Source organism: Halomonas sp. H5, assembly GCF_050613175.1.
Taxonomy (GTDB): domain Bacteria; phylum Pseudomonadota; class Gammaproteobacteria; order Pseudomonadales; family Halomonadaceae; genus Bisbaumannia; species Bisbaumannia salifodinae.
The window spans coordinates 639,182-652,843 of the sequence record NZ_CP192510.1; the positions used below are offsets into that span (position 1 = coordinate 639,182).

The 13,662-nt window shown below is 70.4% G+C and carries 12 protein-coding genes; 11 read left to right on the top strand and 1 reads right to left on the bottom strand.

What is annotated here, in order from left to right:
- Window positions 1-73 precede the first annotated feature (73 nt).
- The 11 genes from ACQ1W9_RS02955 (at window position 74) to ACQ1W9_RS03005 (ending at window position 11,689) form a co-directional block, all read left to right on the top strand.
- On the top strand, window positions 74-751 hold the full coding sequence (locus tag ACQ1W9_RS02955; RefSeq protein WP_431025252.1) for an HAD family hydrolase: 678 nt from the start codon (window positions 74-76) through the stop codon (window positions 749-751).
- An 89-nt stretch (window positions 752-840) separates the two neighbouring features.
- Window positions 841-1,803, top strand: coding sequence for a diguanylate cyclase domain-containing protein (locus ACQ1W9_RS02960; protein WP_431025253.1), 963 nt, complete (start codon window positions 841-843; stop codon window positions 1,801-1,803).
- The gene (locus ACQ1W9_RS02965) at window positions 1,800-2,513 is read left to right on the top strand and encodes a UTRA domain-containing protein (RefSeq protein WP_431025254.1); all 714 of its coding nucleotides are present in this window, start codon (window positions 1,800-1,802) and stop codon (window positions 2,511-2,513) included. The genes ACQ1W9_RS02960 and ACQ1W9_RS02965 overlap by 4 nt, the downstream gene beginning before the upstream one ends.
- Window positions 2,514-2,688: 175 nt before the next feature.
- Window positions 2,689-3,720, top strand: a complete 1,032-nt coding sequence (locus ACQ1W9_RS02970) for a putative 2-aminoethylphosphonate ABC transporter substrate-binding protein (protein WP_431025255.1) — start codon at window positions 2,689-2,691, stop codon at window positions 3,718-3,720.
- Between the two features lie 50 nt (window positions 3,721-3,770).
- Window positions 3,771-4,901, top strand: a complete 1,131-nt coding sequence (locus tag ACQ1W9_RS02975) for a putative 2-aminoethylphosphonate ABC transporter ATP-binding protein (RefSeq protein ID WP_431025256.1) — start codon at window positions 3,771-3,773, stop codon at window positions 4,899-4,901.
- Window positions 4,898-6,592 (top strand): putative 2-aminoethylphosphonate ABC transporter permease subunit, encoded by a 1,695-nt coding sequence (locus tag ACQ1W9_RS02980; RefSeq protein WP_431025257.1) that lies wholly within the window; start codon window positions 4,898-4,900, stop codon window positions 6,590-6,592. Before ACQ1W9_RS02975 ends, ACQ1W9_RS02980 begins: the two co-directional genes overlap by 4 nt.
- Before the next feature lie 60 nt (window positions 6,593-6,652).
- Window positions 6,653-7,768, top strand: coding sequence for a 2-aminoethylphosphonate--pyruvate transaminase (locus tag ACQ1W9_RS02985; protein ID WP_431025258.1), 1,116 nt, complete (start codon window positions 6,653-6,655; stop codon window positions 7,766-7,768).
- Window positions 7,769-7,786: 18 nt separating this feature from the next.
- Complete coding sequence (gene phnX / locus ACQ1W9_RS02990; RefSeq protein WP_431025259.1) at window positions 7,787-8,605, top strand: phosphonoacetaldehyde hydrolase; 819 nt, start codon at window positions 7,787-7,789, stop codon at window positions 8,603-8,605.
- A 139-nt stretch (window positions 8,606-8,744) separates the two neighbouring features.
- Complete coding sequence (locus ACQ1W9_RS02995; protein ID WP_431025260.1) at window positions 8,745-9,635, top strand: drug/metabolite transporter; 891 nt, start codon at window positions 8,745-8,747, stop codon at window positions 9,633-9,635.
- A 248-nt stretch (window positions 9,636-9,883) separates the two neighbouring features.
- Window positions 9,884-10,558: an SDR family oxidoreductase gene (locus ACQ1W9_RS03000; protein ID WP_431025261.1), complete on the top strand. Its 675-nt coding sequence runs from the start codon at window positions 9,884-9,886 to the stop codon at window positions 10,556-10,558.
- An 87-nt stretch (window positions 10,559-10,645) separates the two neighbouring features.
- Window positions 10,646-11,689, top strand: a complete 1,044-nt coding sequence (locus ACQ1W9_RS03005) for an NAD(P)H-dependent flavin oxidoreductase (protein ID WP_431025262.1) — start codon at window positions 10,646-10,648, stop codon at window positions 11,687-11,689.
- Between the two features lie 263 nt (window positions 11,690-11,952).
- Here ACQ1W9_RS03005 and ACQ1W9_RS03010 read toward each other — a convergent pair whose 3' ends face one another.
- Complete coding sequence (locus ACQ1W9_RS03010; protein ID WP_431025263.1) at window positions 11,953-13,593, bottom strand: FMN-binding glutamate synthase family protein; 1,641 nt, start codon at window positions 13,591-13,593, stop codon at window positions 11,953-11,955.
- Between the last annotated feature and the right edge of the window lie 69 nt (window positions 13,594-13,662).

A 13,662-nucleotide genomic window follows, 5' to 3' on the forward strand; every position in this document is an offset into this window, starting at 1 on the left:
AGGCGTCACGCCCTTGTCATAAGGATGGCTCAGGCTACGGCCCTCACTGACACCCGGGCCATTGGAGGATGCCATGCGCCTCGCCCTCTTCGACCTCGACGATACCCTGCTGGACGGCGACTGCAGCGAGCTGTGGAACGCCTGGATGATCGAGCGTGGCTGGATCGCCGCGCCGGGGGAGTTCCTGATGCGTACCCAGGCCATGCATGCCGCCTATCATGCCGGCCGCCTCCGCCTGGAGGAGTACCTGGCCCTGACCCTGTCGCCCCTGGCCGGGCACCGTGAGGAGGAAGTGCGCGCCGAGGTGGCGGCCTTCGTTGAGGCACGCATCGCGCCCCGGCTGTTCGCCCAGGGGCGTGCCCGGGTGGCGGAGCATCGCGCCCGGGGCGACCGGCTGCTGATGGTCTCCGCCTCGTCGCGGCATCTGGTGGCGCCGGTGGCGGCGGCACTCGGCATCGCGGAGGTGATCGCCGTGGAGCCGGCGATGGACGGCGGGCGCTATACCGGCGCCACCACCGGGGTGCTCTCCTATCGTGGCGGCAAGGTGACCCGGCTGGAGGCCTGGCTGGCGGAGCAGGACGTCGTCGCCAGCCACCTCAGCTTCTATTCCGACTCCCATAACGATCTGCCGCTGCTCAGCCGGGTGGATCGCCCCGTGGCGGTCAACCCCGACCCGGTGCTGGCCGAGGTGGCCCGCGCCGAGGGCTGGCCGCGGCTCGACTGGCGCACTCCCCTGGCCCTGACCGGCTAGCCGGTGAGCCTGCGCTAACCCCTTGTTTGTCATGGCTTTGCCATCGCCTTGCCGCATCCTTGTGGTTTTCCATGGCAACGAGTGCGGGCATGGCATCGAGCGAGCGACACCTGCTGGAGCGCGACTTCCGCGAGGGCCTGACCCTGGCCTACCTGGAGGCGGCCGGCCTGGCGCTGCGCTGCGTGCCGGTGGTGGAGGAGGGGCGGCCGCTGGCGGTGGTGCGCCGCCACGAGTTCCTGACCCTCTTCACCAACCCCTATAGCCATGCCCTGCATTCCCGCAGCAAGGTGGGCGAGATCGCCGACCGCCAGTGGCTCGGCGTGACTCAGGAGACGCCCCTGGAGGCCCTGAGTCAGCGCATCACCGATGTCCGCGGCCTGCAGCAGGAGGACTTCGTGATCGTCGACGGCGAGGGCCGCTACCGGGGCATGGGCAATATCATCGACCTGCTGCGGGAGATCACCGCCATCCAGGTGCGCCAGGCGCGCAACGCCAACCCCCTGACCGGCCTGCCGGGCAATATCCTGATCCAGGAGACCCTCACCGAACGGCTGAGCCAGGGACAGGCCCTGGTGGCGGTCTTCGCCGACCTGGATCACTTCAAGGCCTACAATGACGGCTACGGCTATGCCGAGGGGGACCGGATGCTCCTGTCGCTGTCGCGGCTGCTGCTGGCGCGCCTGGGCGATGCCGATGACTTCCTCGGCCATGTGGGCGGCGACGACTTCATGCTGCTGCTGGGGGGCGACGACTGGCGGGCCACCTGCGAGGCGATCCTCGCCGATTTCGCCGCCCTGGTGCCCGACTTCTATCGCCCCGAACACCGCGTCGCCGGCGGCCTGGTGTGCGAGAATCGCCGGGGCGAGTCGGTCTTCCATCCGCTGGTCAGCCTGTCGCTGGCGGCGCGGCCGGTGGCGGCGGGGGAGGCGCTGGCGCCGCCCCAGTTGGCCGCCGAGCTCTCCGAGCTCAAGGCCCAGGCCAAGCGCCGCCCCGGCAACAGCCTCTTCGTCGACCGCCGCCATCACCCGCGTCTGACTGGGAGCCTGGCATGAGCGACGCCTACTATCTGCGCCTTACCGATCGCCTGCGCGAGCTGCTCGGCGATCCCGACGCCTGCGTGGAGGGGCGCCTGCCCGCCGAGCGCACCCTGGCGGAGCGTTTCCGGACCACCCGGGTCACCCTGCGCCAGGCCCTGGCCCAACTGGAGGGGGAGGGGCGCATCCACCGCAGCAACCGTCGCGGCTGGTTCGTCTCGCCGGCGCGCCTCGACTATGACCCGACCCGGGACGCCGGCTTCAACGACTATGTGCGCGCCCAGGGGCGCCGCCCGCGTACCGAGGTGCTGCTGACCGACACCCGACCCCATCCTCCCGCCGCCGAGGCCCTGGGCCTGTCCGCCGACCAGCCGCTCTTTCATATTCGCCGGCGCCGTTTCGTCGACGACCGCGCCGTGCTGGCGGAGTCGCTATGGGTGGTGCCGGAGCGCGCCCCGGGCCTGCTGGAGGGCGACTACGCCTCCCACTCCCTGTGGGGCCAGCTGCGCAGCCGCTGGGGCCTGAGCCTGGCGCACCGCTCCCTGCGCCTCTACTCCGAGGCCCTGCCGGAGCGCGAGGCCGCCGAGCTGGGGGTGGCCGCCGGCAGCGCCGGGCTCAGCGTGCGCCGCGCCATCTTCGATGAACGCCGCCGCCCGGTGGAGTACGACGAGGAGCACTGGCTCCATGATGCCCTGTGCATCACCGTGGAGCTGGACGGCAAGGCGTAGGGTGGCGCCGCCCGGCGTTCCACGGCCTCCGCTCGTGAATACCCGCAACGGCAAGGTCATTTAGCCTTCATCGAGCCTTCAACTAACCGTCACCGGCTTGTCATCCGAGGTCGCCAGACTTCTGGTCTATACCAGATCAGCAGTCGTTGTCACTCACCCGACCCGGAGAGCCACCATGTCACTGTTTACCCGTTCCCTGCTCGGCACCGCCGTCGCCCTGGCCATGACCACCGGCGCCCAGGCCGCCACCGAGCTGACCGTCTATACCGCCGTGGAGTCCGACGACCTCCAGAAGTACGCCGAGCGCTTCAACGAGGCGCACCCGGAGATCGAGATCAACTGGGTGCGCGACTCCACCGGGGTGATCACCGCCCGCCTGCTGGCCGAGAAGGACAACCCCCAGGCCGACGTGGTCTGGGGCCTGGCCGCCACCAGCCTGCTGGTGCTGGAAGAGGAGGGGCTGCTCTCCCGCTATGCCCCCGAGGGCATCGAGGCGCTGGATCCCAAGTTCGTCGACCCGGCGGCCCGCGACGGCCAGGACCCGGCCTGGGTGGGCATGGACGCCTGGGTGGCGGCCATCTGCTACAACACCATCGAGGGCGAGCGCCAGGGCGTGCCCATGCCCACCTCCTGGGAGGACCTGACCCGTCCCGAATACCGGGGCCAGGTGATCATGCCCAACCCCAGCTCCTCCGGCACCGGCTACCTGGACGTGGCCAGCTGGATGCAGCTGTGGGGCGAGGAGGGCGCCTGGGACTACATGGACCGCCTCCACGAGAATATCGCCCGCTACACCCACTCCGGCTCGGCGCCCTGCAACCTGGCCGCCTCCGGCGAGGCGGTGGTGGGGGTCTCCTTCGCCTTCCGCGGCGCGCGCCTCGAGTCCCAGGGTGCCCCCATCGAGGTGGTCTTCCCCGAAGAGGGGCTGGGCTGGGACATGGAGGCGGCGGCCATCATCGAGGGCGGCGACAACCGCGAGGCCGCCGAGACCCTGCTCGACTGGGCCGTCTCCCGACAGGCCAACGAGCTCTACAACGAAGGCTATGCGGTCGTCGCCTACCCCGGCGTGGCCCAGCCCATCGACAACTACCCCGAGGATATCGCCGAGCGCATGATCGACGCCGACTTCGCCTGGGCGGCCAATCATCGTGACCGCCTGCTCGAGGAGTGGCAGCGCCGCTACGACGGCAAGTCCGACAGCCAGTAAGTCCCGTCGTCAATGCCCCGGCGCGCGGCGCCGGGGCCAGGAGTTATCGCATGCCTACCCTGACCGCCCCCCTGTCTCCCGTGGCCGGCACCGACCGGGCCGCCGCGGCCGAGGCGGGGCTTCATCTCGAGATCCGCGGCCTGACCAAGCGTTTCGGCCCGTTCACCGCCCTGCGCGAGATCGACCTGGCCATCCGCGAGGGCGAATTCGTCTGCTTCCTGGGCCCCTCCGGCTGCGGCAAGACCACCCTGCTGCGGGCCATCGCTGGCCTGGCGCCCCAGAGCGCCGGGCGCATCATCCAGCGCGGCCGCGATATCTCGCGGCTGCCGCCCCAGGCCCGGGACTTCGGCATCGTCTTCCAGTCCTATGCGCTCTTCCCCAACCTGACGGTGTTCGACAACGTGGCCTACGGGCTGCGCAATCGTCGCGACGACCGCGGGCGGATCCGCGAGCGGGTCGCCGAGCTGCTGGCCCTGGTGGACCTGGCCGGCAGCGAGGCCAAGTACCCGGCGGCGCTCTCCGGCGGCCAGCAGCAGCGGGTCGCCCTGGCCCGCGCCCTGGCCACCGAGCCGGGCCTGCTGCTGCTCGACGAGCCGCTCTCCGCCCTGGATGCCCGGGTGCGGGTGCACCTGCGTGGCCAGATCAAGGCCCTGCAGGCGCGCCTGGGGGTGACCACCATCATGGTCACCCACGACCAGGAGGAGGCCCTGGCCATGGCCGACCGCATCGTGGTGATGAATCACGGCACCATCGAGCAGGTGGGCACCCCGGCCGAGATCTACCGCCAGCCGGCCAGTGCCTTCGTGGCGGAATTCATCGGCAGCATGAACTTCCTCGAGGTGCGTCCCGAGGGCGCCCATGCCCTGCGCCTGGGCCGGCGTCGCCTGGATTGCCCGGCCCATGACTGCGCCGGTGACACCCGCGCCCGCCTGGCCATCCGCCCCGAGGCGGTCAAGCTGTGTGCCGCGAACGAGGGGCTGTCGGCCCGGGTCGAGCATATCGAGTTCCTGGGCGCCTTCCTGCGCGTCGGCCTGACCCTGGCGGAGACCGACCAGGCGCTGGTCGCGGATATCGCCGTGCGCGACGCCGAGGCCCTGGGCCTGGCGCCCGGCGCGAGCCTGGGGGTCCTGTTGCCCAGCGAAGCGCTGCGCCTCTATCCGGGCCGGGAGGCGCGGGCATGAGGGTGGCGTTTCCGATGGACGGGTCGCGACGGCTCTCCGGCGAGGCGCTGGTGCGCCTGCTGGCGCTGCTGGCGGCCCTGGCCCTGCTGGTGGTGGGGCTGCTCTTCCCGCTGGCCAGCATGCTGGTCAAGAGCCTCCAGGACCGCGCCGGCGACTTCGTCGGCCTGGCCAATTTCGCCCGCTATGTCCAGACCCCGGCCCTGGTGGGCTCCATTGTCAACTCCCTGACGGTGGCCCTGACCAGCACCGCCCTGGTGGTGGGCCTGGCCTTCCTCTGCGCCTACGGCATCACCCGCACCTGCATGCCCGGCAAGCGACTGTTCCGCATGCTGGCCGTGCTGCCGATCCTGGCACCCTCGCTGCTGCCGGCCATCAGCCTGGTCTACCTGTTCGGCAACCAGGGCTGGTTCCGCGAGGCGCTGCTGGGGCAGAGCATCTACGGTCCCATCGGCATCGTCCTGGGCATGTGTTTCTGGATCTTTCCCCATGCGCTGATGATCCTGACCACGGCGCTCTCCACCAGCGACGCCCGCCTCTATGAGGCCGCCGAAGCGCTGGGTACACCCAAGTGGCGCAGCTTCCTGACCATCACCCTGCCCGGGGCCCGCTACGGGCTGATCTCCTGCGCCTTCGTGGTCTTCACCCTGGCGATCACCGACTTCGGCGTGCCCAAGATCATCGGCGGCCAGTTCAGCGTGCTGGCCACCGATGTCTACCGCCAGGTGGTGGGGCAACAGAACTTCCAGATGGGTGCCGTGGTCAGCGTGATCCTGCTGCTGCCGGCCCTGGCCTCCTTCATGGTGGATCGCTGGATCCAGCGCCGCCAGGTGGCCCAGCTCTCCGCCCGGGCGGTGCCCTGGCGGCCCACCCCCAGCCCGCTGCGCGACTGGACCTTCGCAGGGCTCTGCTACGCCGTGGGGGCGGCCATCCTGCTGGTGATCGGCACCGCCATCTACGCCTCCCTGGTGCAGTTCTGGCCCTATGACCTGTCGCTGACCCTCGAGCACTATGCCTTCGAGATGCTGGCCGGCGGCGGCTGGGCGTCCTGGTTCAACTCCCTGAAGCTGGCCTTCTCGGTGGCGCTGATCGGTACCCTGGTGATCTTCTTCAATGCCTGGCTGATCGAGAAGAGCGACGGCTATCGCGTGCTGCGCCAGGGGCTGCACTTCCTGGCCATGCTGCCCATGGCGGTGCCGGGGATGGTGCTGGGCCTGGCCTATATCTTCTTCTTCAATCAGGCCGGCAACCCGCTGAACTGGCTCTACGGCACCCTGGCGATCCTGGTGCTCAACACCCTGGTGCACTTCTACACCGTCTGCCACCTCACCTCGGTGACCGCCCTCAAGCAGCTCGACCCGGAGTTCGAGGCGGTCGGCGCCTCCCTCAAGGTGCCCTTCTGGGTGACCTTCCGCCGCGTGACCCTGCCGGTCTCGCTGCCGGCGGTGCTGGATATCTCGGTGTATCTGTTCGTCAACGCCATGACCACGGTCTCGGCGGTGGTCTTCCTCTACACCAGCGATACCCGCCTGGCCTCGGTGGCGGTGATGCACCTGGACGAGGCCGGCTACTTCGCCAGCGCGGCGGCCATGGCGGTGCTGATCTTCTTCACCTCCCTGGCGGTCAAGCTCGCCCATGCGGCACTCAGCCATCTGCTGCTGCATCACGCCCAGGGGTGGCGCCAGGCGGGCTAGGCCCGCCGCTGCACAAATTTTTTTGTACGAATCCACTGGTATAGACCAATGCTTGATGCCATGACCGACCCTTACCTGCTGACCCCGGGGCCGCTGACCACCAGCGCCACCGTCAAGGCCGCGATGCGGCGCGACTGGGGCTCCTGGGATAGCGACTTCAATGCCATGACCGCCGAGATCTGCCGGCGCCTGCTGGGGCACGCCAATGCCCGGGGCAGCCATGCCTGCGTGCCGCTCCAGGGCAGCGGCACCTTCGCCGTGGAGGCGGCCCTCGGTACCCTGATCGATCCGGCGCGCACCACCCTGGTGCTGAGCAACGGCGCCTACGGCAAGCGCCTGGCCGCCCTGCTCGAGCGCATGGGGCGTCCCTTCGAGGTGCTCGACAGCGGCGACGCCGCCCCGCCCAGCCCCCAGGCGGTCGCCGAGCGGCTGCGGGACAACCCCGCCATCGGCTATGTGGCGCTGATTCACTGCGAGACCAGCTCCGGCATCCTCAATCCCCTGGCGGCCATCGCCGAGGCGGTGGCCGCCGAGGGCCGCGAGCTGATCGTCGATTCCATGAGCGCCTTCGGCGCCGTGCCGGTGGACGCCCGGCGCACCCCCTTCCTGGCGCTGGTGTCGTCGGCCAACAAGTGCTTCGAGGGCGTGCCCGGCTTCGGTTTCGTGATCGCCCGCCGCGACGCCCTGGCGGCCGCCGAGGGCCGCTGTCACTCGCTCTCCCTCGACCTGCACGATCAATGGCGCTACCTGGAGCGCACCGGCCAGTGGCGCTATACGCCGCCCACCCATGTGGTGGCGGCCTTCCTCCAGGCGCTCGATGAGCATGACGCCGAAGGCGGGGTGGCCGGGCGCCTGGCTCGCTATACCGCCAATCGCGATGCCCTGGTGGCGGGCATGCGTCGGCGGGGCTTCGCGACCCTGCTGGAGGATCGCTGGCTGTCGCCGATCATCACCACCTTCCTCAGCCCCGCCCATCCCGGCTTCGACTTCCCGCGCTTCTACGCCGAGCTCAAGGCCCGCGGCTTCATTATCTACCCCGGCAAGCTCACCGAGGTGGAGAGCTTCCGCATCGGCAATATCGGCCGTCTCGATATCGCCGTGATCGCACAACTGCTGGATGCCGTGGACGCGGCCCTGGCCACCCTGGGCGTGGACGACTGCCGTCCCGCCGCCTGACTCATTGGAGATACCCCGATGCACTATCAATCCCCCGAACGCCTGCAGTGCGCCATCCTCGACTGGGCCGGCACCGTGGTGGACTTCGGCTCCTTCGCCCCGACCCAGATCTTCGTCGAGGCCTTCGCCGAGCTGGGCGTCGAACTCAGCCTGGCAGAGGCCCGCGGGCCCATGGGCATGGGCAAGTGGGAGCATATCCGCGCCCTCTGCGACGTCCCGGCGATCGCCGCGCGGTTCGAGGCGGCGGTGGGTCACGCCCCCGGCGACGCCGACGTCGATGCGCTGTATGAGCGTTTTATGCCGCTGCAGATCGCCAAGATCGGCGCGCACTCGGCGTTGATCCCCGGCGCGCTCGACGCCATCGCCGCGCTGCGCGAGCGGGGCCTGAAGATCGGCTCCTGCTCCGGCTACCCCGCCGTGGTGATGGAGCAGGTGGTGGCCCGGGCCCGGGACAACGGCTATGTGGCCGATCATGTGGTCGCCAGCGACGAGGTGCCCAAGGGTCGCCCGCACCCGGCCCAGGCGCTGGCCAACGTGATCGCCCTCGGCGTGAGTGACGTGGCCGCCTGCGTCAAGGTGGACGACACCGCGCCGGGCATTCTCGAGGGGCGCAGCGCCGGCATGTGGACGGTGGCGCTGACCTGCTCGGGTAACGCCCTGGGACTGACCTATGCCGAGTATCGCGACCTGGACGCGGCCGAGCTGGCCGAGCGTCGCGGGCGCATCGAGGCGCAGTTCGCCCCCTCCCAGCCGCACTTTATGATCGATACCCTCGCCGAGCTGCCGGCGGTGGTGGCCGAGATCGATGCTCGTCTGGCGCGTGGCGAGCGGCCGTGACGTTGGCCATGGCGGTGGCTGAGAACGATGCCCCCTCGGGTCCGAACCCGCGGCGAGCGGTCGTGAGGGTGGCCACGATATTGGCCATGGCGGTGGCCGAGAGCGATGCCTCTCTGGCCCGACCCCACGGGGAACGGCCGTGAGTCCTGCCGTCTTCGGCCTGGTGCTGGTCTCGGTGTGCCTGCACGCCGGCTGGAACCTGCTGGGCAAGCGGCGCGCGCCATCCCTGGCCTTCTTTACCCTGGCCATCGCCGCCGGGGGCCTGGCGCTCAGCCCCTTGCTGCTGCTGGGGCCGCCCCTGGCGAGCCTGCCGGCGAGCTTCTGGGGCTGGCTGGCCGCCTCGGGGCTATGCCAGATGCTCTACATGGGCGGCCTGGCCTGGGCCTATGCCCGGGGCGAGGTGAGCGTGCTCTATCCCCTGGCCCGGGCCCTGCCGGTGGTGCTGGTGCCCCTGGTGGCGGTGGGGCTGCTGGGCCGTCACGAGCTGGCGGGGGGCGATCTTTTCGGCATGGGGCTGATCCTGGCCGGCGCCCTCTGCCTGCCCCTGGCCGGGGCCCCGCGGCTGGCCAGCTACCTGACCCCGGCGCTGGGCTTCGCCCTGCTGGCGGCGCTGGCCACGGCGGGCTACTCGCTGATCGACGCCCAGGCCCTGGCGCTGATGGTGGGGACCGGCGTGTCGCCGCTGGCCGCCGGGGCGGTCTTTATGGTGCTCCAGGCCCTGGTGACCCCGCTCTGGGCGCTGCCGCTGCTCCTCGCGCTGCCCGCCGAGCGGCGTCGCCTGCCGGGGCTCTGGGCCGAGGAGCGCCTCGGCCTGCTGGTGACCGGGCTGATGATCACCGCCACCTATGGCCTGGTGCTGGTGGCCCTGGCGCAGAGCGATGCGGTGAGCCATATCGTCGCCCTGCGCCAGCTCTCCATCCCCCTGGGGGTGATGCTGGGCATCCTCTGGCTCAAGGAGCGCCCCGCTCCGGCCAAGCTGATCGGCACCGTCATCATGCTGGCGGGGCTCTGGCTGGTGGCCCTGGGCTGAAAATGAGCGGGGCGCTGCCCCGGCCACTGCATCGAAGATCAGCCACCGCCATCATGCTGGCGGGGCTCTGGCTGGTGGCCCTGGGCTGAGTCGGAGTGAGCTGGAGGGGGCGCCGCCCCGGCCACTGCATCGAAGATCAGCCACCGTCATCATGCTGGCGGGGCTCTGGTTGGTGGCCCTGGGTTGAACTGGCGCCCCGCGCCCCCCACCTTTAAGGCATCGCCCATTTTTCCCACCCCGGAGTTGAGATGACTTCCACCGTATTGATCACCGGCGCCAATCGCGGCGTCGGCCTGGCCCTGGCCCGCCACTATCACGCCGCCGGTTGGGCGGTGATCGGGGTCTGCCGCAGCTGCGGCGAGGCGGCCGCCGAGCTCGGCGAGATCGCCGAGACGCTGATCGAGGGCATCGACGTGACCCGCCCCGAAGACGTCACCCGGCTGCAACGGGAGCTGGTGGGGCGCCGCCTGGACCTGCTGATCAACAACGCCGGCCTGCTCAAGGACGAGGCGCTGGGGAGCATCGACTTCGACTCGATTCGCGAACAGATGGAGATCAACGCCTATGCGCCGCTGCGGGTCAGCGAGGCGCTGCTGGGCAACCTGGGTGAGGGCGCCAAGATCGCCAATATCACCAGCCGCATGGGTTCCATCGCCGACAACGACTCCGGCGGCCGCTACGGCTACCGCGCCTCCAAGGCGGCCCTCAACGCCTTCGGCAAGTCCCTGGCGGTGGACCTCAAGCCCCGCGGCATCGCCGTGGCCCAGATTCACCCCGGCTATGTGAAGACCCGCATGGTCAACTTCGGCGGCCTGATCGAAGCCGAAGAGGCCGCCGCCGGTATCGCCCAACGCATCGAGGAACTGACCCTGCGCACCAGCGGCGGCTTCTGGCACAGCAGCGGCGAGGCACTGCCCTGGTAGCGCAACTGACCCGTCCTCGCCCAAGGTCGCCTGGGGCGTCGTGAGGATTCGCGCTAGGCTCTCCCTGGACTCGACGAGGAGACAGGGATGAACGACTTCTGCAAGCGACTGGGTATCGAGGTGCCGATCCTCCAGGCGCCCATGGCGGGCTCCCAGGGTATCGAGCTGGCCCTGGCGGTGGGCGAGGGGGGCGGGTTGGGGGCGCTGCCGGCGGCCATGCTGGATAGCCAGGCCCTGGACGCGGCCCTGGCGCGCCATCGCCGGGAGGGGGTGGGGCCCCTCAACGTCAACTTCTTCTGCCATGCCCCACCCGCCCCGGACCAGGCCGCCGAGGCGCGCTGGCGCCGGGCCCTGGCGCCCTACTATCGGGAACTGGATCTCGATATCGACTCGGTGCCGGCGGGCCCCGGGCGACGCCCCTTCGATGCGGCGGCCTGCGCGGTGCTGGAGGCCCATCGCCCGGCGGTGGTGAGCTTCCACTTTGGCCTGCCGGACGCGGCGCTGCTGGACCGGGTCAAGGCCTGGGGCGCCCGGGTCGTCTCCACCGCCACCACCCTGGAGGAGGCGCTGTGGCTCCAGGCCCGGGGCGTCGATGCGGTGATCGCCCAGGGGCTGGAGGCCGGCGGCCATCGCGGCCACTTCCTCGACCACGACCTCACGAAACAGCTGGGCACCTTCGCCCTGCTGCCCCAGTTAGTGGCGGCCCTGGACATTCCGGTGATCGCCGCCGGCGGCATCGGCGATGCCCGCGGCGTGCGGGCGGCGCTGGCGCTGGGGGCCAGCGCCGTCCAGGTGGGCACCGCCTACCTGCTCTGCCCCGAGGCCACCACCGGTGCCGTGCACCGGGCCGCCCTGGCCGGCGAGGCGGCCCGCCATACCGCCCTGACCAACCTCTTCTCCGGGCGCCCGGCCCGGGGCATCGTCAATCGCCTGATGTGCGAGCTGGGCCCATTGAGCGACGCCCCGCCGGCTTTCCCCCTGGCCACCGCCGCCATCGCGCCCCTGCGCAGTGCCGCCGAGGCCCGGGGCAGCGGCGACTTCTCGCCGCTCTGGGCCGGCCAGAATGTAACCGGTTGCCGGGAGCTTCCCGCCGCCGAGCTGACCCGCCAGTTAGCGGAAGGCAGCCGTTAGGCCGGGCACCATATCGGGCCGGCGTTATCGCGGCGACTCGCGCTTTCCTATCGGGGCCGGCCAGAATGTAACTGGTTGCCGGGAGATCCCCGCCGCCGAGCTGACCCGCCAGTTAGCGGAAGGCAGCCGTTAGGCCGGGCACCATATCGGGGCCGGCGTTATCGCGGCGACTCGCGCTTTCCTATCGGGGCCGGCCAGAACGTAACCGGTTGCCGGGAGCTTCCCGCCGCCGAGCTGACCCGGCAGCTGGCGGAGGGAGCGCTTTAGGCGCTCTGACGTAGTGCCACCACCTTGGCGGGGGTGCAGAAACTGTCGGCGCGGCTCTCCTCCCAGAAGCGCTGGAAGAGCGGGTGGTCGGGGGTATGACGCAGCAGCTCCCCCGGGGCCAGGCAGGGATAGAGCTCCGCATAGGAGCTGATATGGTGGCGCGAGATGCGGTGCATGATATGCGCCGGGCGTAGCTCCTCGGGGTGGGCCAGGCCCGCGGCGGCGAGCATCTCCGCCAGGGCGTTCAGGGTGTTGCGGTGGAAGTGGTAGACCCGCTCGCGCTTGTCGGCCACGTCCAGGTGGCGGCCGCGCCGCGGGTCCTGGGTGGCCACGCCGCTGGGGCAGCGGTCGGTATGGCAGTTCATGGCCTGGATGCAGCCCAGCGAGAACATGAAGCCCCGCGCCGCGTTGCACCAGTCGGCGCCCAGCGCCAGGGCGCGGGCCATCTGGAAGGCGGAGGTGATCTTGCCGGCGGCGGCCAGGCGAACTTTGGGCCGCAGGCCGGCGCCCACCAGGCTGCTGTGCACCAGGGCCAGCGCCTCCAGCAGCGGCATGCCCAGGCGATTGATGAATTCCAGCGGCGAGGCGCCGGTGCCGCCCTCGCCGCCGTCCACGACGATAAAGTCGGGGTGGATGCCGCTCTCCAGCATCGCCTTGACCAGCCCGAACCACTCCCAGGGGTGACCGATGGCCAGCTTGAAGCCCACCGGCTTGTCGTCGGAGAGCTCGCGCAGCCGCTGGATAAAGTGCATCAGTTCCAGGGGCGTGGAGAAGGCCGAGTGGCTGGCCGGGGAGACCACGTCCTGGCCCACCGGCACGCCCCGGGCCTCGGCCACTTCCGCGGTGACCTTGGCCCCGGGCAGGATACCGCCGTGGCCCGGCTTGGCGCCCTGGGAGAGCTTGATCTCGATCATCTTCACCTCGGGGCGGGCGGCGTTGCGGGCGAAGGCCTCGGGGTCGAAGCGGCCCGCGGTGTCGCGGCAACCGAAATAGCCCGAGCCGATCTCCCAGACCAGGTCGCCGCCGTGCAGATGGTGGCGGGAGATGCCGCCCTCGCCGGTATCGTGGTAGAAGCCGCCGCGTTGGGCGCCCTGGTTCAGCGCCTGGATGGCATGGCCGGAGAGCGCGCCGAAGCTCATGGCGGAGATATTCAGCAGGCTGACCCGGTAGGGGTGGCGACGCTCGCCGCCCACCTCCACTCGCAGGGCCGCTTCGTCCAGGGGGGCGGCCGGGGCCAGCGAGGAGTTGATCCACTCATAGCCCTCGGCGTACATGTCCAGCACCGAGCCGAAGGGCTTCTTGTCGAGCACGTTCTTGGCGCGTTGATAGACGGCGCTGCGCTGCTCCCGGGAGAAGGGCCGCTCCTCGGTATCCGACTGGATAAAGTACTGGCGCATCTCCGGACCGATGCTCTCCAGGCAGTAGCGGAAGTGGGCGAGGATCGGGTAGTTGCGGCGCAGGGTGCGCGAGCGCTGGCGCAGATCCCAGCTGCCCAGGGCCACCAGGCCGGCGAAGGGCAGGGTCCACCAGAAGGGCGCGCCCAGGGGCCAGGCGATCAGGGTGGCCGCCAGCCCCAGCCAGCTGGCGGCATAGGCGCCATAGCGCAGCGGAATGGACCATCGGTGGGGCAGTGACATGGAGGCTCCTTGTCGATCGGTGGTGATTCCCGTGGGGCGCCAGATCCAGCGACCCGCCTATAGCCTACG

What these genes read in the sequence shown, in the direction of transcription:
- ACQ1W9_RS02955 (WP_431025252.1), top strand. Translation starts at nt 74, where the DNA reads ATGCGCCTCGCCCTCTTCGACCTCGACGATACCCTGCTGGACGGCGAC.
- ACQ1W9_RS02960 (WP_431025253.1), top strand. Translation starts at nt 841, where the DNA reads ATGGCATCGAGCGAGCGACACCTGCTGGAGCGCGACTTCCGCGAGGGC.
- ACQ1W9_RS02965 (WP_431025254.1), top strand. Translation starts at nt 1,800, where the DNA reads ATGAGCGACGCCTACTATCTGCGCCTTACCGATCGCCTGCGCGAGCTG.
- ACQ1W9_RS02970 (WP_431025255.1), top strand. Translation starts at nt 2,689, where the DNA reads ATGTCACTGTTTACCCGTTCCCTGCTCGGCACCGCCGTCGCCCTGGCC.
- ACQ1W9_RS02975 (WP_431025256.1), top strand. Translation starts at nt 3,771, where the DNA reads ATGCCTACCCTGACCGCCCCCCTGTCTCCCGTGGCCGGCACCGACCGG.
- ACQ1W9_RS02980 (WP_431025257.1), top strand. Translation starts at nt 4,898, where the DNA reads ATGAGGGTGGCGTTTCCGATGGACGGGTCGCGACGGCTCTCCGGCGAG.
- ACQ1W9_RS02985 (WP_431025258.1), top strand. Translation starts at nt 6,653, where the DNA reads ATGACCGACCCTTACCTGCTGACCCCGGGGCCGCTGACCACCAGCGCC.
- phnX (WP_431025259.1), top strand. Translation starts at nt 7,787, where the DNA reads ATGCACTATCAATCCCCCGAACGCCTGCAGTGCGCCATCCTCGACTGG.
- ACQ1W9_RS03000 (WP_431025261.1), top strand. Translation starts at nt 9,884, where the DNA reads ATGACTTCCACCGTATTGATCACCGGCGCCAATCGCGGCGTCGGCCTG.
- ACQ1W9_RS03005 (WP_431025262.1), top strand. Translation starts at nt 10,646, where the DNA reads ATGAACGACTTCTGCAAGCGACTGGGTATCGAGGTGCCGATCCTCCAG.
- ACQ1W9_RS03010 (WP_431025263.1), bottom strand. Translation starts at nt 13,593, where the DNA reads ATGTCACTGCCCCACCGATGGTCCATTCCGCTGCGCTATGGCGCCTAT.